This window comes from Arthrobacter sp. GQ119 (assembly GCF_059759125.1).
Genome location: NZ_JCAXEA010000011.1, coordinates 41539 through 59812, shown reverse-complemented (window position 1 = coordinate 59812; position 18274 = coordinate 41539). Strand labels below are relative to the sequence as shown.

Annotated in this window: 14 protein-coding genes and 1 tRNA gene; 3 read left to right on the top strand and 12 right to left on the bottom strand. The window is 65.9% G+C overall.

Going from position 1 to position 18274, the window contains the following annotated elements; genetic code table 11:
• Positions 1 to 372: 372 nt before the first annotated feature.
• A complete protein-coding gene (locus AC6CH3_RS11775; protein ID WP_498132597.1) occupies positions 373 to 501 on the top strand; it encodes a hypothetical protein in 129 nt (42 codons plus the stop codon).
• Between the two features lie 446 nt (positions 502 to 947).
• Here AC6CH3_RS11775 and AC6CH3_RS11770 read toward each other — a convergent pair.
• Positions 948 to 1029, bottom strand: a tRNA-Leu gene (locus AC6CH3_RS11770).
• A 207-nt stretch (positions 1030 to 1236) separates the two neighbouring features.
• Between AC6CH3_RS11770 and AC6CH3_RS11765 the strand changes: the two genes are divergently transcribed.
• The gene (locus tag AC6CH3_RS11765) at positions 1237 to 1842 is read left to right on the top strand and encodes an ANTAR domain-containing response regulator (protein WP_400579511.1); all 606 of its coding nucleotides are present in this window, start codon (positions 1237 to 1239) and stop codon (positions 1840 to 1842) included.
• Positions 1843 to 2005: 163 nt separating this feature from the next.
• Here the strand turns inward: AC6CH3_RS11765 and pyk are convergent, their stop codons facing one another.
• The 11 genes from pyk to hisI all read right to left on the bottom strand — a co-directional run bounded on the left by pyk (position 2006) and on the right by hisI (position 17492).
• Positions 2006 to 3490 carry a pyruvate kinase gene (gene pyk / locus AC6CH3_RS11760; RefSeq protein ID WP_494035193.1) on the bottom strand — a complete coding sequence of 495 codons (1485 nt, stop codon included), beginning with the start codon at positions 3488 to 3490 and terminating at the stop codon, positions 2006 to 2008.
• A gap of 70 nt (positions 3491 to 3560) precedes the next feature.
• A complete protein-coding gene (locus AC6CH3_RS11755; protein ID WP_498132596.1) occupies positions 3561 to 5018 on the bottom strand; it encodes a glutamate synthase subunit beta in 1458 nt (485 codons plus the stop codon).
• Complete coding sequence (gltB, locus tag AC6CH3_RS11750) at positions 5011 to 9627, bottom strand: glutamate synthase large subunit (RefSeq protein WP_498132595.1); 4617 nt, start codon at positions 9625 to 9627, stop codon at positions 5011 to 5013. Before gltB ends, AC6CH3_RS11755 begins: the two co-directional genes overlap by 8 nt.
• Positions 9628 to 9891: 264 nt before the next feature.
• Entirely contained in the window at positions 9892 to 11283 is a 1392-nt protein-coding gene (gene lgt, locus AC6CH3_RS11745) for a prolipoprotein diacylglyceryl transferase (RefSeq protein WP_498132594.1), read from the bottom strand.
• Positions 11284 to 11292: 9 nt separating this feature from the next.
• A complete protein-coding gene (trpA, locus tag AC6CH3_RS11740) occupies positions 11293 to 12081 on the bottom strand; it encodes a tryptophan synthase subunit alpha (RefSeq protein ID WP_498132686.1) in 789 nt (262 codons plus the stop codon).
• Between the two features lie 11 nt (positions 12082 to 12092).
• The gene (gene trpB, locus AC6CH3_RS11735; RefSeq protein ID WP_400579608.1) at positions 12093 to 13418 is read right to left on the bottom strand and encodes a tryptophan synthase subunit beta; all 1326 of its coding nucleotides are present in this window, start codon (positions 13416 to 13418) and stop codon (positions 12093 to 12095) included.
• Positions 13419 to 13530: 112 nt separating this feature from the next.
• Entirely contained in the window at positions 13531 to 14349 is an 819-nt protein-coding gene (gene trpC / locus AC6CH3_RS11730) for an indole-3-glycerol phosphate synthase TrpC (RefSeq protein ID WP_400579516.1), read from the bottom strand.
• Between the two features lie 2 nt (positions 14350 to 14351).
• Positions 14352 to 14645: an HGxxPAAW family protein gene (locus AC6CH3_RS11725; protein ID WP_400579517.1), complete on the bottom strand. Its 294-nt coding sequence runs from the start codon at positions 14643 to 14645 to the stop codon at positions 14352 to 14354.
• 97 nt (positions 14646 to 14742) lie between these two features.
• Positions 14743 to 15378, bottom strand: a complete 636-nt coding sequence (locus AC6CH3_RS11720; protein ID WP_498132593.1) for a Trp biosynthesis-associated membrane protein — start codon at positions 15376 to 15378, stop codon at positions 14743 to 14745.
• On the bottom strand, positions 15378 to 16982 hold the full coding sequence (locus AC6CH3_RS11715) for an anthranilate synthase component I (protein ID WP_498132592.1): 1605 nt from the start codon (positions 16980 to 16982) through the stop codon (positions 15378 to 15380). The genes AC6CH3_RS11720 and AC6CH3_RS11715 overlap by 1 nt, the downstream gene beginning before the upstream one ends.
• 66 nt (positions 16983 to 17048) lie before the next feature.
• Positions 17049 to 17492: a phosphoribosyl-AMP cyclohydrolase gene (gene hisI, locus AC6CH3_RS11710; protein WP_498132591.1), complete on the bottom strand. Its 444-nt coding sequence runs from the start codon at positions 17490 to 17492 to the stop codon at positions 17049 to 17051.
• Between the two features lie 112 nt (positions 17493 to 17604).
• Here hisI and AC6CH3_RS11705 point away from each other — a divergent pair, with 112 nt between their 5' ends.
• The gene (locus tag AC6CH3_RS11705; RefSeq protein WP_498132685.1) at positions 17605 to 18249 is read left to right on the top strand and encodes a TIGR03085 family metal-binding protein; all 645 of its coding nucleotides are present in this window, start codon (positions 17605 to 17607) and stop codon (positions 18247 to 18249) included.
• The last annotated feature ends 25 nt before the right edge of the window (positions 18250 to 18274 follow it).

Below are 18274 nucleotides of genomic sequence, written 5' to 3'. Positions count from 1 at the left end.
TGCCGAACGGTCTGATGAGACCACGGTGACTGCTCTTCGCGTGTCCACACTTTCCCGAAATTTGTGCACAAATCTGAACACAAACGTCTCTGACCTGCGACAACACTTGCTCCTTAGGTGGGCTCCAGTCCCACACACCAGCATCCATTGGGGTTCCGGGATTATGCCGGTTGCGACCCAACGGGCGTGCGTCCTCAAGCCCTTCGCGCCAGAAACCACCGACCCGCTGGCATCTATCGAAGTGACCATCCGATCGCCTCATCCGTTGCTCAGTGCATTGCTTCGCAAACATCTCAACGGTCGGTCATGTCGGCACCGGGTGCGGCTCCTATGAAGAGGTATCAGAGCAAACACAACCCGAAGGTGCGCGGCATGCACGAACGTCCAGCCATTGGCACTCAGGCCTCTTCAACCGGAGATACGGCCATCGACGGAACGTTTGTCACGCCCACAGCACTCTCCTTCGCCCAGGTTCCCCGCAGGTCATGTACCCGGGATTGACGGACGCAGGAACTGCTATCAGCCACAAGGTCTGGGAAAGGTGGCAAGATGCGAGCCGAACAGCCGCTTCGCCAGCGCGTTGACAGTGTCAACACCCCCTTTGGCCGGACAAACCGAGCACACACGGCTCCCGTCACGCCTAAGAGACGCCAACTAAGAAGAACTTGGCACCAAAGTCGGCAACGTCATGTTGTGCCCGCAAGCCCCGACCATGAGTAGTTGTTGGCCACCCACGACCAACCAGACAGAACCGGACGAGGAAGCACGTAATCCCAGCCCACAGCAGGCGGAGGGCCCACCAGCCAGGGACCTGACCCCGCCACCACACACCTGAATAGGCTCAGCGGCAGCCAGGCCACAGCCCGCAAACCTAGCGTCAGAGGGACGCCACCGCAAGCCATGTCAAGACGTTAAAGCAAAAAACCCTCTGACGAGGGAATATGCTGTGCCCGAGGTGGGACTCGAACCCACACACCTTTCGATACCGCATTTTGAGTGCGGCGCGTCTGCCAATTCCGCCACTCGGGCGCGGAGTACACGGAGTAACAATCGTAGGCCCACAGCATGATTGTGAGCAACGCAGCCACTTCCAGTGCGCGGAATTACTCTACATGCAGATAGGCTAAAGTCCAGAATCGCGCCAGCGCCGCCGCAACAAGCCATGTAGATCCAAGTACAGCCGCGGGTCCCAACTAAGATAGTCATAGTCCCGCCGTACCTTTTCAAGGAGATCCCGTGTCAGAACCGACGGAGTCAAACACCACGTCCCAGCCGGCGCGCCGCGTCATTGTTGCTGAAGACGAAACCCTCATCCGCCTGGACATCATCGAAATCCTGCGCGGCGAAGGCTACGACGTTATCGGCGAAGCAGACAACGGCGAGAAGGCCGTGCAGCTGGCCGAGGAGCTCAAGCCGGACCTGGTCCTCATGGACGTCAAGATGCCCGTCATGGACGGCATCTCCGCTGCGGAGAAGATCGTCAAGGCACGCATTGCCCCCGTGGTGCTGCTGACCGCCTTCAGCCAGAAGGAACTCGTGGAGCGCGCCCGCGACGCCGGCGCCATGGCCTACGTCGTCAAACCCTTCACCCCGGCAGACCTCATCCCCGCCCTGGAGATCGCCCTCTCCCGCCACGAGGAAATCAAGGCCCTCGAAAGCGAGGTCACCGACCTGCAGGAGCAGTTCGCCACCCGCAAGCTCGTGGAGCGCGCCAAGAGCCTGCTGACCACCAAGATGGGCCTGACGGAACCGGAAGCCTTCCGCTGGATCCAGAAGACCTCCATGGACCGCCGCCTGAGCATGCGCGAAGTCGCCGAGACCATCATCAACCAGGTCAACTAAACACCAAGAAGCAAAACAGAGGAGGATCCCCGCCAGTTCAGACGGCGGGGATCCTCCTCTTTTTTCAGCAATACAGCAAACAAGTAAGGGAGGGCCCCCACCGCGTTCACACGCGGCGGGGACCCTCCCCTTGTCGCTGCAGCTGCTCAGCAGCTGCTGCAGCCTAGCTCTTCTTCTTCTTTTCCGGCCACGGGCCGAGCTTTTCGCGGGTACCTTCGCCAATGCGCGCGGTGTCGGCGAGGTCGCCCACCTTGTGGACCTTCAGCGAGTTGGTCGAACCGGCCTTTCCGGGAGGGGAACCGGCTGCGATGACCACCAGGTCGCCGTCTTCCACGAGCCCCATATCCAGCAGGCTGCGGTCCACCTGGGCCGTCATTTCATCCGTGTGGCCCACCATGGCAACGAGCTGGGGCTGGATGCCCCAGGTCAGCGCCAGCTGGTTCCACACCTGCTCCACCGGAGTGAACGCGAAGACCGGCTTGATCGGGCGGAGGCGGGACAGACGGCGCGCGGAGTCGCCGGACTGCGTGAACGTACAGATGTACTTGGCGTCCAGCTGGTCGGCAATTTCGACGGCGGCACGGGTGATGGCGCCACCGCGGGTCTTGGGCTTGGTTCCCAGCGGCGGGACGCGCTCCAGGCCGTGCTCTTCGGTGGACTCGATGATCCGGGCCATGACCTTGACCGTCTCAATCGGGTACTTGCCGACGCTCGTCTCGCCGGACAGCATCACTGCATCGGCGCCGTCGAGCACGGCGTTGGCGCAGTCGGAAGCCTCCGCGCGGGTAGGCCGCGGGTTGTCGATCATCGACTCAAGAACCTGGGTGGCCACGATAACAGGCTTGGCCCAGCGGCGCGCCAGCTCAATGGCACGCTTCTGCACGATCGGCACTTCCTCCAGCGGAAGCTCCACACCCAAGTCGCCACGGGCTACCATGATCGCGTCGAACGCGTCGATGATTTCGTGAAGCTGGTCCACGGCCTGCGGCTTCTCGATCTTGGCGATCACCGGAACGCGGCGGCCTTCTTCGTCCATGATCTCGTGGACGCGCTTGATGTCGGTAGCGTCACGGACAAAGGAGAGCGCAACGAGGTCCACGCCGCGGCGGATGGCCCAGCGAAGGTCGTCCTCATCCTTCTCGCTCAGGGCAGGGACGTTCACGGCGACGCCGGGCAGGTTGATGCCCTTGTTGTTGGACACCATGCCGCCAACAGTCACTTCGGCGACAACCTTGACGTCGTCCACCTCGATGGCGCGCAGTGCAACCTTGCCGTCGTCGATCAGGAGCGCGTCGCCCACGTTGACGTCCTCGGTGAGGCTCTTCAGCGTGGTGGAGCAGATCTCCTTGGTGCCGGGCACGTCTTCGGTGGTGATCGTGAAGATGTCACCGACGGCGAGCTCGTGCGGGCCGTCCACAAAACGGCCGAGGCGGATCTTCGGGCCCTGGAGGTCAGCCATGATGGCCACGGCCTTGCCCAGGTCCGAAGCTGCCTTACGGACGTTCTCATAGGTGTTGTCGTGCACGGAGTAATCGCCGTGGCTCATGTTCATTCGGGCTACGTCAACGCCGGCTTCGAGCACTGCGAGGGTGTTTTCATAGCTGGCAATGGCCGGTCCGAAGGTGGCCACAATTTTTGCGCGTCTCATATACCTACCCTATTGGTCTCTTGCATTGGTTAAGTTGTCGTGGAGGTGAACGTTCCCCTCCGAGGCATAACTAGAGGACGGCGATGGCGCGGTCCGTCGGTGCAACGGGAGCGGGCAGAATCGTGCTCCCCATGAGGTACTTGTCCACCGCCGCGGCTGCGGCGCGTCCTTCGGCAATGGCCCACACGATCAGGGACTGGCCGCGTCCGGCGTCGCCGGCCACGAACACGCCCTCGGTGTTGGTCATGTAGTAGCCGTCGCGGGACACGTTGCCGCGTCCGTCGAACTCGGCGTGGACCTGTTCGGTGATGCCGGCGGGTTCCGCGCCGGTGAAGCCCAGGGACAGGAACACCAGGTCGGCGGGGATGATCCGCTCCGTGCCGGCCTTGGGGAGCCGCTTGCCGTCAACGAACTCGGTTTCGGCAACCTTGACGCCGGTCAGCTTGCCGTTTTCGCCGACGAACTCCACCGTGGAGGCGAGGTAGGTGCGCTCACCGCCTTCCTCGTGGGCGCTGGCCATTTCGAAGAGCGTCGGGAAGGTCGGCCACGGCTGGTGCCCGGCGCGCTCCGCCGGAGGCTGCTTGCCGATGGCCAGGGTGGTCACCGAGGCGGCACCGTGGCGGTGCGCCGTGCCGAGGCAGTCCGCACCGGTGTCGCCGCCGCCGAGGATCACCACGTGCTTGCCCTTGGCGTGGATCTGGTTTTCGATCTGCTCCCCCGCCACCACACGGTTGGCCGGAACGAGGTAGTCCATTGCGAAGTGCACGCCGTCGAGCTCGCGTCCCGGGATCTTCAGGTCGCGCGGAACGGTGGCGCCGGTGGCGATGACCACCGCGTCGTACCGGCGGCGCAGCTGCTCCCACGTCACGTCAGTACCGACGGCGACGCCGGTGCGGAAGCGGGTGCCCTCGGCCTTCATCTGCTCGAGCCGGCGGTCCACCTGCTCTTTCTCCATCTTGAAGTCGGGGATGCCGTACCGCAGCAGGCCGCCGATCTTGTCGTCGCGTTCATACACGGCGACCGTGTGGCCCACGCGGGTCAGCTGCTGGGCGACGGCAAGGCCTGCCGGGCCGGATCCCACGACGGCCACCGTTTTGCCGGTCAGGCGGTGGGGCGGCAGCGGGTTGACCCAGCCGTTGTCGAAGGCCTCGTCGATGATGGAGACCTCGACCTGCTTGATGGTCACGGCAGGCTGGTTGATGCCCAGCACGCAGGACGCCTCGCAGGGGGCCGGGCACAGACGGCCGGTCCACTCGGGGAAGTTGTTGGTGGCGTGCAGCCGCTCAATCGCTTCCTGCCCCTTGTCGCGCCACATGAGGTCGTTCCACTCGGGAATCAGGTTCCCGAGCGGGCAGCCCTGGTGGCAGAACGGCACACCGCAGTCCATGCAGCGGCCGGCCTGGCTCTTGAGGACACCCTTTTCCTGGGCCTCATAGACTTCCTTCCAGTCCATGATGCGGACGGGAACGGGGCGGCGTGGCTGGGTTTCACGCTGGCGTACTTTCAGAAATCCGCGTGGGTCAGCCACCGGTCACCTCCAGGATTCGAGACCAAACTTCTTCGCCGTCGGGGTCCAGGCCCTCTTCGATGGCGTCAAGACGGGTTTGCAGCACGGCCGCGTAGTCGCGCGGCAGCACCTTGGTAATGCGGGCAGCGGTGTCATCGAAGTTCTCGAGCAGTCGCATGGCCAGCTGGGAGTCAGTTTCTTCGACGTGCTTGACGAGGAGGCCGTGCACGATGTCGCGGTCCTCGGCGTCCAAATCGCGGAGCTGGAGCTCACCGGATTCCAGTGCCTGCTTGTTGACCCGGGTGCTGTCGAGGTCCAGGACGTAGGCCGTACCACCGGACATGCCGGCGCCGAAGTTGCGTCCGGTCCGCCCGATGATCAGCGTCTGCCCGCCTGTCATGTATTCGCAGCCGTGGTCGCCGATGCCTTCGACAACCGCCGTGGCGCCCGAGTTGCGGACCAGGAAGCGTTCGCCCACCTGGCCGCGCAGGAACAGCTCGCCGCTCGTGGCGCCGTAGCCGATGACGTTTCCGGCGATCACGTTGCTCTCGGCTTGGAACACGTTGGTGCGGTCCGGGCGGACGATGATCCGTCCCCCGGACAGGCCCTTGCCCACGTAGTCGTTGGAATCGCCGTACAGGCGCAGCGTGATGCCGGCAGGCAGGAAGGCGCCCAGGGACTGGCCGGCGGTGCCGGTCAGCGTGACGTCGATCGTGTCCGTCGCGAGGAAGTCTGTGCCGAAGGTCTTGGTGACCACGTGGCCCAGCATCGTGCCTACGGAACGGTCGGTGTTGATGACGTCCACGGCGATCTTCACCGGTGCGCGGTCGGTCAGCGCCTCGGCGGCCATCGTTATCAGCCGCTGGTCGAAGTGCTTGTCCAGCTCGTGGTTCTGGCCGGTCAGGTTGCGCAGCGGCGCGTCGTCGTCGAACTCCAGCCCGTGCAGGATGGGGTCGAGGTCCAGGCCTTCGGCCTTCCAGTGATCGATCGCCTCGCGGGTGTCCAGCATTTCGGCGTGTCCGATCGCTTCTTCAATGCTCCGGAAGCCGAGTTCCGCAAGGATTTCGCGGACCTCTTCTGCCAGGAACTCGAAGAAGTTGACCACGAATTCGGGCTTGCCGCTGAAGCGGGCCCGCAGCTCGGGGTTCTGCGTGGCCACACCGACAGGGCAGGTGTCCAGGTGGCAGACCCGCATCATGATGCAGCCTTCTACCACCAGCGGTGCCGTGGCGAAGCCGAATTCCTCGCCGCCGAGCAGCGCGGCGATCACGACGTCGCGGCCGGTCTTGAGCTGGCCGTCCACCTGCACCACCACGCGGTCGCGCAGGCCGTTGAGCATCAGGGTCTGCTGGGTCTCTGCGAGACCCAGCTCCCACGGGACACCGGCGTGCTTGAGCGAGTTCAGCGGCGAGGCGCCGGTTCCGCCGTCGTGACCGGAAACGAGCACGACGTCGGCCTTCGCCTTTGTCACACCGGCGGCAACTGTGCCGATGCCCACCTCGGAAACGAGTTTGACGTGTACCCGGGCCGAGGGATTGGCACGCTTCGCATCGTAGATGAGCTGCGCGAGGTCCTCGATCGAGTAGATGTCGTGGTGCGGGGGCGGGGAAATGAGTGCGACGCCGGGGGTCGAGTGGCGCGTGCGGGCAACCCAGGGGTACACCTTCTGGGCCATCAGCTGGCCGCCTTCGCCGGGCTTGGCGCCCTGGGCCATCTTGATCTGGATGTCGTCCGCGTTGCTCAGGTACAGGCTGGTGACACCAAAGCGGCCGGACGCGATCTGCTTGACGGCAGAGCGGCGCTCGGGATCCAGGAGACGGTCAATGTCCTCACCGCCTTCACCGGTGTTGGACTTGCCGCCCAGCCGGTTCATCGCGATGGCTAGTGTCTCATGGGCCTCTTTGGAGATGGAGCCGTAGCTCATGGCGCCCGTGGAGAACCGCTTGACGATGCTGGAGACCGGCTCCACTTCCTCGAGCGGCACGGCAGGGCGGAGGCCGTCCTTGAACTTGAGGAGCCCGCGCAGGGTCATCAGGTTCTCGGACTGGTCGTCCACGCCCCTGGTGTAGGACTTGAAGATGTCATAGCGGCGCTCACGCGTGGCGTGCTGCAGCCGGAAGACGGTCTCCGGGTTGAAGAGGTGGGGCTCGCCGTCGCGGCGCCACTGGTACTCGCCGCCGCCCAGCAGGGGGCGGTGGGGCTGCTCGATGCCGCCCTCCGGGTAGGCCATCTGGTGGCGGGCGGAAACCTCGGCCGCGATGACGTCCAGGCCAACGCCGCCCAGCTGGGAGTGCGTGCCGGCGAAGAATTCGTCCACGAGCTCCTGGCCGAGGCCAAGTGCTTCAAAGGTTTGGGCGCCGGTGTACGAGGCCACCGTGGAGATGCCCATTTTGGACATGATCTTCAGGACGCCCTTGCCCAGGCCCTTGATGAGGTTGTACACGCCGTCCTGCGGGGTCACCCCGACGACGTCGCCGGCGGCGATGAGCTGCTCCACGGATTCCATGGCCAGGTACGGGTTGACGGCCGAGGCGCCGTAGCCCACGAGCACGGCCACGTGGTGCGTCTCGCGGACGTCGCCCGCTTCGACCACGAGCGCCGTCTTGGTGCGGTTGGCGCTGCGCAGCAGGTGGTGGTGCACGGCGCTGACCAGCAGCAGCGAAGGAATCGGTGCCCACTGGGCGTTGGAGTCACGGTCTGACAGCACCACGTACTGCACGCCGCGGTTGATGGCACCGGACACCTGCTCGCAGATCTCGGTGAGGCGGGCACGCAGGGCGTTTTCGCCGCCCTCCGGGCGGTACAGGCCGCGGACTTTCATGGCCACGCGGTTGCCGTCGGCATCCTCGATGTTGGCGATCTTGGCCAGCTGGTCGTTGTTGATGACCGGGAACGGCAGGGAGACCTGCGGCTGGCGGACCTGCTTGGTGTCGAGCAGGTTGCCGTTGGGGCCGATGGCGCACGTCAGCGAGGTGACCAGCTCTTCGCGGATCGCGTCCAGCGGCGGGTTGGTGACCTGCGCGAAGGACTGCACGAAGTAGTCGAACAGCAGGCGGGGGCGCTTGGACAGCACCGCCACCGGGGTATCGGAGCCCATGGCGCCCAGCGGCTCGGCGCCGGTGCGGGCCATGGGGCCGAGCAGGATCTTGAGCTCTTCGGTGGTGTAGCCGAACGTCCGCTGGCGGATGTTCACGGACGCTGCCGTGTGCACCACGTGCTCGCGCTCCGGGAGCTCGTTGAGGTCGATCAGGTTGTCCTTGACCCATTCGGCCCAGGGGTTGGCCGCGGCGACTTCGGCCTTGACCTCTTCATCGTCGATGATCCGGCCGGCTTCGGTGTCCACCAGGAACATCTTGCCGGGGGAAACACGGCCCTTCTTGACCACCTTGGAGGCTTCGACGTCGATGACGCCGACCTCGGAGGCGAAGACAACAAGGCCCTCCTCCGTGATCCAGTACCGGCCGGGGCGGAGGCCGTTGCGGTCCAGCGTGGCGCCGACCAGGTTGCCGTCCGTGAACGAAACAGCGGCGGGCCCGTCCCACGGCTCCATCAGCAGGGAGTGGTACTCGTAGAAAGCGCGGCGTGCCGGATCCATGGAGGCATGGTTTTCCCACGCCTCGGGGATCATCATCATGATCGAATGCGTGATGGGGCGGCCGGACAGCCAGAGCAGCTCGGCCACTTCGTCGAAGGACGCGGAGTCCGATGCACCGGGGGTGCAGATGGGGAAGAGCTCCTCAGGGGAATCTCCCAGCAGCGGGTTGGCCAGTTGCGACTGGCGGGCGCGCATCCAGTTCCGGTTGCCCTTCACGGTGTTGATTTCCCCGTTGTGGGCGATGGTGCGGAACGGCTGGGCCAGCGGCCAGGACGGGAAGGTGTTGGTGGAGAAGCGCGAGTGGACGATCGCCAGCTTGGTCTTGAACCGCTTGTCGGAGAGGTCCGGGTAGAACGGCTCCAGCTGGGCCGTGGTCAGCATGCCCTTGTAGACGATGGTCCTGGAGGACAGCGACGGGAAGTACACGCCGAACTTGTTCTGGGCACGCTTGCGGATGCGCCAGGCCCGGGAGTCAAGTTCGTTGCGGTCAAGCTGTTCGCCGGTGGCGGAGGCGAAGAACGGCTGGGAGAAGTACGGCATGCAGGCGCGGGCCATGGCGCCGACGAGGTCGGCCACCACAGGCACTTCGCGCCAGCCGAGGACGGTGAGGCCCTCGTCGGCCGCGAGGCCTTCGATGCCTGCCTTGGCGGCGCTGGCTTCGCGCTGCTCTGCGGGGAGGAAGGCGGTGCCCACGACGTACTGCCCGGGTGCGGGAAGTTCGAATTCGGTGACGGCACGGAAGAACTCGTCCGGCACCTGCATCAGCAGTCCGGCGCCGTCGCCCGTTCCCTCATCGGCGCCCACGGCGCCGCGGTGCTCAAGGTTGCGCAGGGCGGTCAGCGCGGCGTCAACGATGTCGTAGCCGGGTTCCCCGCGCAGTGTGGCGATGATCGCAAGACCGCAGGCGTCCTTCTCCTGCTCCGGGTTGTAGAGCCCGGAAGCCTCCGGGAGCGCCGCGAATCGCTTGAACGGCGACATGGCGGCGTCTGGCTGGTTCGGTTCAGACCAGCTGGGGCTGTGAAGAGTTTGGGTCATGGGAGACGTCCTTCCTCCTGATCGTGCGTATGGAAGGGACAACGTTGGCCCCACTCAGAGCGCCGGTGTGATGGGCACAACAAAGTGTTAGTTACTGGAAATTGTAGGGCAGGGAGGACTGCTGGACTAACAGTTACGCAGGCTCCCGGCCCGGGCTTGACCGGCTGGCAGCTCTGTGCTGACCGGTAGGGCCCTGATACCACGACGTTGTGGTCTTGGGCGCTCCAAGCGGTAGCTCTGGCTGCCCTGGTTGCCTGTGCTGAACTAGCGGGTGCCGTCAGCTTTCGGCACGGCTCCGGTTGCTGTTGCACCGGATTTTCCGGTGTCCGGCGAATCCGTGGCGGACGTGTCGCCACCACTTGGCGCCGGCACTGCTTCCGTTGGGGCAGAAGAGTGGCCTGGACCGTTTTTGTTATCAGGGAGATTACCACGCCATTCACTATCTGAGACAGCCGGGTCCGGATCACGGACGGGATCGACGGCGGAGCGACGGCCGCTTGCCGGCTTCCCTGCCTGCTCTGGCGAGCTCCCGACGTCGTCCGTTTTTTCGGCTCCCGCAGCCGTCTCGACGGCTGTTTCGCCCGCGGCCGTCTCGACGGCTGTTTCGTCGCCGGCCGGATCGACGGCGGCCTCGTTCGCGGCAGCGTCGACGGCAGTTTTGTTACCGGCCGTGTCGGCGGCTGCTTCCTCAGCGGCTGCTTCCTCAACGGCCGGAACAGCGGCGGGCTCGCGGCCGGGAAGGTAGACGTTCCCGTCATCCGCCTTCTTGCGCAGCCCCAGCACGATGAACACTGCCAGCGCGGCGACGAACACGAAGACGCTGGTCCAGACGTTGAGCCGTGTGGTGATGCCGAAGAGGCTGATCTGTTCGGCGTCGTCGATCCGCATCGCTTCGATCCATACGCGGCCCAGCGTGTAATACATGGCGTACAGCCAGAAGAGCCGGCCGCGGCGGAAGTGGAAGCGCCGGTCCAGGGCAAGCAGAATAAGCACGCCCGCGATGTTCCACAGTGACTCATAGAGGAACGTGGGGTGGAACAGGGTGTCCGCGGCGTAGCCCGATGGGAAGTTCGCGTTGTCCGCATCCACCTGGAGGCCCCACGGCAGGGTGGTGGGGCCGCCGAAAAGCTCTTGGTTGAAGTAGTTGCCCCACCGGCCCACGGCCTGCGCGAGAAGCAGTCCCGGCGCGGCGGCGTCCAGGAAGGCCGTCAACTTCACGCCGGCCCGGCGGCAGCCAATCCAGGCACCGAAAGCACCCAGCACAACAGCGCCCCAGATTCCGAGGCCGCCGCGCTGGATCTGCGGGATCAGGGAGAGGTCGCCCGTGCCGTCGAACCCCGGGCCGAAGTAGGCGTCCGGGGACGAGAACACGTGGTAGAGCCGACCGCCGATGATGCCGAACGGTATGGCCCAAATGACGATGTCCCACACGCTGCCCTCGGGGGCGCCGCGCTTCGCCCACCGCACCGACGTCAGCCAGAGGCCGACGATGATGCCCGCGAGGATGCACAGGGCGTAGGCATGGATGCGCAGCGAGCCCCATGGCAGCGGAATGTCGAAGCCGGACCAGTCCGGGCTCGGAATGCTTGCCGGGACCATGTTCGCCGGAACAATGTTTGCCGGAACCAGGGCGGCCGCGGTGTGGAACATCTGCATGATGGAGGGCTACTTCCTGGTCAGTCCGGTGCTGAGGTCCCTGGTAAGGCTGGCCACTGCATCCGCGCCGCCGTCGCGGATGGCGGCGACGAGGGCAGTTCCCACGATCACGCCGTCGGCATAGGCGGCGATTTCCGCGACGTGCTCCGCGTTCGACACCCCGAGGCCCACGCACACGCGCTCTGCGCCGGCTTCCTTGGCCGCAGCCACGACTCCCTCGGCTGCGGCGCTGACCGAAGACCGGGCCCCGGTGACGCCCATGATGGAGACTGCGTAAACGAAGCCCCGGCTGGCTTCGACCGTACGCCGCATGCGTTCGGTCGAGGAGGACGGCGCGACGAGGAACACACGGTCCAGCCCGTACTTGTCGGAGGCTTCCATCCACTCGGCGGCCTCGTCCGGAATGAGGTCCGGCGTGATGAGGCCCGCTCCCCCGGCTTCGGCCAGGCGGCGGGAGAATTCATCCACGCCCATCCGCACCACGGGGTTCCAGTAGGTCATCACCAGGACGGCGGCGTCGGTTTCGGCCGTAATGCCCGCGACCACGTCGAAGACCTGGCGGACGGCGAAGCCCTTGGCCAGCGCCTCGGTGGTGGCGGCCTGGATCACCGGGCCGTCCATCACGGGGTCGGAGTAGGGAATGCCGATCTCAATGAGGTCGGCGCCGTTGCGGGCCAGGGCAATGCCTGCCGCGATGGTCTCCTCGACGGTGGGAAAGCCGGCGGGCAGGTAGCCGATGAGGGCCGCCCGTCCTTCTGCGCGGGCCTTGTCGATGGCGATTGCCGATTTGCTGGTCATCTGCGCGGTACTCACAGCTGTTCCCCTTCCTTGCCGATGGTTGCCTCTGCGGAATTCTTGTCCAGGAGGTCGAACCATTCGGCTGCTGTTGCAACGTCCTTATCGCCCCGGCCGGACAGGTTCACGATCACGATCTTGTCGCTCGCTTCTCCCGTTCCGCTTTCTGCAGCCAGCCGCTGGCCCACCTTGATGGCACCTGCCAGCGCGTGGGAGGACTCGATCGCGGGAATGATGCCCTCGGTGCGGCAGAGGAGCCGGAAGGCGTCCATGGCTTCACTGTCGGTGATGGGCTCGTAGCTGACCCGTCCGATGTCGGCGAGGTAGGAGTGCTCCGGTCCGACGCCCGGGTAGTCCAGGCCTGCGGAGATGGAGTGGGACTCGATCGTCTGCCCGTCGTCATCCTGCATGAGGTACGACCGGGCGCCGTGCAGTACGCCGGGCTTGCCGAGCGTGATGGTGGCTGCGTGGCGGCCGGTGTCCACGCCGTCGCCGCCTGCCTCGAAGCCGTAGATCTTGACGGAGGGGTCATCCAGGAAGCCGTGGAAGATGCCGATGGCGTTGGAGCCGCCGCCGATGCAGGCGCAGACGGCATCCGGCAGGCGGCCGGCCTGCTCGAGGATCTGCGCGCGGGCCTCTTCGCCGATGACCTCGTGGAAGTAGCGGACCATGGCGGGGAACGGGTGCGCGCCGGCAGCTGTGCCCAGCAGGTAGTGGGTGTGTCCGACGTTCGCCACCCAGTCTCGGAGGGCCTCGTTGATGGCGTCCTTGAGGGTCTGCGAACCGTTGGTCACGGGTACGACGGTGGCCCCGAGGAGCTCCATCCGGGCCACGTTCAGGGCCTGGCGGCGGCAGTCCTCGGCGCCCATGTACACCACGCACTCGAGGCCGAGCAGTGCGGCGGCGGTAGCGCTGGCCACGCCGTGCTGGCCGGCACCGGTCTCGGCAATGACGCGGGTCTTGCCCATGCGCTTGGCGAGGAGCGCCTGGCCCAGCACGTTGTTGATCTTGTGCGAGCCGGTGTGGTTCAGGTCTTCGCGCTTAAGGAAGATCCGTACTCCGCCGGCATGCTCGGCGAACCGCTTCGCTTCGGTCAGGAGTGAGGGCCGGCCGGAGTAGTTCTTGTTCAGCTCGGCGATCTGCGCGGTGAATTCGGGGTCGGCCTTGGCCTTCTCGAAGGTGTCCTCAAGCTCGTCCAGGGCAGCGATCAGAGACTCGGGCATCCATCGGCCGCCGTACGAGCCGAAGTAGGGTCCCGGGGCGTGACGCAGCGATGTGCCTCCCTGCAGGAACGCATCCACCGAGCCTTCATCAGAGCCGGCTGTCGGCGCTTCGGCCATCAGTCTCACCATCCTGTTCACTTTTCACTGATTGATGTCAGGCGGCATCCCGTCCGCAACAGCCTGTGGCAGCTGGTTCCGGACAGAATGGCGCCGTGGTTTTAGGCGGGGTTCAGACGCGGGCAGCGATCGCCGCTGCGCCGGCTGCGGTGAACTCCGCAATTCGTTCACGCGGCGTGGCGTCGCTGACCAGCGCCTCTCCCACGAGGATGGCGTTGGCGCCGTGCGCCGCGAAGTGTGTGACGTCGTCGGCATTCCGAACGCCCGACTCGGCCACCACGACGGCCCCGGCCGGAATGCTTCCGGCCAGGCTGCCGAAAACAGAACGGTCGACGTCGAGCGTCTTGAGGTTGCGTACGTTGACGCCGATGATGCGGGCATCTGCCGCCACGGCCCGTTCAACTTCCTCCGGCGTGTGCGTTTCCACCAGGACGTTCATGCCGAGCTCGCTGCTGAGGGCGCTGAACTCGCGCAGCTGCTGGTCGGACAGGGCCGCCACGATCAGCAGGATGAGGTCCGCACCGTGGGCGCGGGCCTCCCAGATCTGGTACTCGTCCAGCGTGAAGTCCTTGCGGAGCAGCGGGACGTCCACGCGGGCGCGGACCGCGTCCAGGTCCGCGAGGGAGCCGTTGAAGCGGCGCTGTTCGGTGAGCACGCTGATCACGGCGGCACCGCCGTCGGCATACTGTTCCGCCAGCGACGCCGGGTCCACGATGCTCGCGAGGTCGCCCTTGGAGGGGCTGCGGCGCTTGATTTCCGCGATGACCTTGAGCTGGTCGCGGGTTGCGGACGGACCGCCCAGGGCTGCCCAGGCGTCACGCGCCGGAGCGGCCGCCAGGGCGCGGTCCTTCAGTTCCGCGAGGGACACAAGGCGCTTGCGGGCCTCCATGTCCTCCCTGACACCGGCATTGATGTCATCGAGAACCGTCACGGTCAGTGGCCGGTGTTCTTAATCTTGCTGCCGCCCACGCCGTAACCCGCCTTGCGCATGATGTAGCCGGCGAGGAGGCCGACGAACATGACCGCGATGCCCGCCCAGAAGATCGGGGAGCTGGCGATGACAAACGCGATGGAGGCGATGAGGGCACCGATCAGCATGACGATGACGCAGGTCCATGCGGCCGGGCTGTTGCCGTGGCCCAGGTCGATGCTGTGATCGATGCCGTGGTGGGTCTTTCCGGTCTTTCCGGCCGCTGGCTGGGTGCCGGAAACTGTGGCTTTGCTCATGTGAATCTCCTCAGGATCAATACTGCTTACATTCTGCCATTTTTTGGCGCGGCCTTAGGCATCGGCAGCTTCGCAGCGTGCCTCGAGGCCTTCACGCTCAGGTGGGATCGTCACCGCGGGAGAGCCGGTCCCAGCTGTCGATCTCGTCCACGGGGCCTGCCTTCGCCGCCGGTGTTCCGGCTGCCGCGGTGTCGTACTTAGTGCGCATCTTCCAGTGCCTTCCCGCGGGGATGACCAGCAGTCCGCCCAGTGCCAGGAGGGAACCGGCGACGACGGCGAGGACGGGGAACGCCGTAACGCTCACGTCCGCGGTGCTCCCCGAAACACCCGTGGCGGCGGCGATGGATCCCTGGGCGGCCGCAAGCGGGTCGGCGAGCACGGTTGCGGCAGCCGCGACGATGCCCACAGCTGCCAGCACGATGATGGCCGTGATGACCCAGCGGGCGATCCTGCCGGCGATGGAAGCGGCCAGTCCGCCGGCCAGTGCGACGAGCGCAAGCGCCGTCACAGTCGTGGCCGCCTTGCTCCCCTGGACCTCGAGTCCGTCCTGGACGGCGGAGGTCTGTCCCAGCTGCTGCGGGTCCAGGTGGACGGTGAGCCAGGTTTGTGTGGTGGCGCCGAAAACTGCCAGCGCCAGCACGGCGATGAGCAGGACCACCGTGGATTTCCGGGCCCACGCCGGGGCGCTGCTGCGGGATTTGGCCGGGGTGGCCGAACCTGCCGGAACCGCCATCAGGATTCTGTTCCGGTTTCTGCTCCGGCGTTCGGCTTGCGTGCAGCTGACTCTGCGGTGCCGACCGATTCGGGCGTGATGTTGTGGAGCGAGCCCGCGGTGTGCACGGCGCGCAGCGGAGCAGCCGCTTTGTTCACCGTTTCCAACGCCTCGGTCGGGTTGACCGAGTCCGCCACGATGCCGCCGCCGGCCTGCACATACGCCCGGCCTTCGCGCAGCAGTGCCGAGCGGATGGCGATGGCCATGTCCATGTCCCCGGCGAAGTCCAGGTAGCCCACCACGCCGCCGTAGATTCCGCGGCGGTGGGGCTCCAGCTCATCGAGCAGGCGCAGGGCACGCGGTTTCGGGGCGCCCGAGAGTGTTCCGGCCGGGAAGGTGGCCTTCAGGACGTCGTATGCCTTGGCCGTGGGGGCGAGCTGTCCCACGACCGTGGAGACCAGGTGCATGATGTGGCTGAACCGCTCCACTTCCATGAACTGTGTGACGTCTACCGACCCCGCGACGCAGACCTTGGAGAGATCGTTGCGGGACAGGTCCACCAGCATCAGGTGCTCGGCGCGTTCCTTCTGGTCCGCGAGGAGTTCCTCGGCCAGGGCCTTGTCCGCCTCCACGGTCTTGCCGCGCGGGCGGGAACCCGCGATCGGGTGGGTGATGACGTCGTCTCCGGTGACGGTGACCAGCGCCTCGGGGGACGAACCGACGATCGAATACTCCCGGCCGTCCGCATCCTCGAGGCTGAAGATGTACATGTAGGGGCTGGGGTTCGTGTTGCGGAGCACCCGGTAGACGTCCAGAGGGGACGCCCCGCACTCCATTTCGAAGCGGCGGGAAATCACCACCTGGAAGACTTCCCCGTCCACGATCGCCTCCTTGCCGCGGTCAAGGGCGGCAAGGTACTCGGGTTCGTCCCAGCGTTCCTGGACACTGGACGCAAAATCAAGGGCAGCGGGTTCCAGCACAGACACAGGCTGGGTCACCGGGGTGCTGATGCGGGCCAGCAGTTCCTTCACACGGGCCACGGCGTCCTGCCAGGCCTCGTCCACCCGGTCGGGGCTGTTGTCGAAGTTGATGGCGTTGGCGATCAGCAGAACGGTGCCGTCCATGTTGTCATGGACTGCCATGTCCGTGACGAGGTTCAGGGCCATTTCGGGAAGCTGAAGATCGTCCTCGGGAGGGCTGGTGAGCCGTTCCCAGTGCCGCACGGTCTCCCAGCCGAGGAAGCCAACGAGTCCCGACGTGAAGGGCGGCAGTCCGTCGAAACGTTCCGTGCGCAGGGCAGCGACGGTGTCCCGGATGGCGTCCACGGGGTTGCCGTCCACGGGCACGCCCGCCGGCGGCTGGCCAAGCCAGTGAGCCTGGCCGTCCTTGGTGGTCAGCGTGGCGCGGGACCGTGCACCGATGAACGAATAACGGGACCAGGCGCCGCCGACGGCCGCCGACTCCATCAGGAAGGTGCCGGGCTGGCCCTGTGCGAGTTTCCGGTAGAGGCCGATGGGGGTTTCGGCGTCGGCCAAGACCTTGAGCCGGACGGGGATGACACGGCTGTGGCCGGCGAGTTCCCGGAATTCTTCCAGGCTCGGGCTGATGATTCCGAGGTCCTGCATGGCTATTGGTTCTCCGTCTGTTCTGGGGTGGTGCCTAAATCGATAGACCTGTTCGGCGGAACGCGGCTATCCGGCGGTTCCGGTCACGACCTCAAGGTCGCGGCCGTCGAAGCACGTGCGCGTTCCGGTGTGGCACGCGGCGCCTACCTGGTCGACGCGCACCAGCAGGGCATCGCCGTCACAGTCCATGGCCACCGACTTGACCCACTGCACGTGGCCCGAGGTGTCCCCCTTGCGCCAGTACTCCTGGCGGGACCGGGAGTAGAACGTCACCCGCCCGGTGGTCATGGTGCGCTTGAGGGCTTCGTCGTCCATCCAGCCGAGCATGAGCACCTCGTTGGTGTCGTGCTGCTGCACGATCGCGGCCACCAGGCCGGCGCCGTCCCGCTTCAGCGCGGAGGCAATCTCGGCGGGCAGGGGACTTTCGGAAACGGCGGGGTTGTCACCGGCGGAGCCGGGGGTGCCGGGGGTTCGGCCGGGAGTGGGGCTGGGGGCGGGCTGCTCAGACATCAGGTCAAGTCTAGTGCCTCGCCACAGCCCCCTGATCAGTGTGAAGAACGGCACGAATTCACGGGGCGATACACTGCGCAACTCCCGTGGCAACGTGCTACTTTCACAAGTGATGCATTTCGTCGAACCGTCCCGAGAAGTCCTGGCCGAGACCCTGCTGGCGGCCGGTCCTGATTCCCCCACGCTCTGCCGCGGATGGAAGACCAGAGACCTGGCGGCGCACTTGTACCTGCGCGAAAGGAAGGCCGCTGTCGGCCTCGGGCTGATCATTAAGCGCCTGTCGAAGGCGTCGGACAATGCAACGGCCAAGCTCGCATCCAAGCTCAAAACCTCCGACGACTACACCGAACTTGTGAAGGCCTTCCGCTCGGGTCCCCCGGCGCTGTCTCCGATGAAGATCAAGGCGCTGGACGAAAGCTCCAACCTGATCGAGTACTTCGTCCATACGGAGGACATCCGGCGGGCCGTCGACCGCTGGGCACCCCGTGCGCTCGATGAGGAATACTCCGAAGCGCTCTGGGACGAGCTGATCAAACGTGCTGCCATCCTGTACCGCGGGGTTGACCTTGGCATTGTCCTGGTCCGGCCCTCCGGCCCGAGGCACGTCGCACGGCGCGCACCCGTATCCGTGGCCATCGTCGGCGAGCCGGGCGAGCTGCTGATGCACGCCCACGGCCGCACGCGCCATGCCCTCGTGACCTTCGAAGGCCAGGCCGACGCCGTCGCGCTTCTGCAGTCCGCCGAGGTAGGCCTCTAAAAAACGGTGACCGACCAGCCCAATC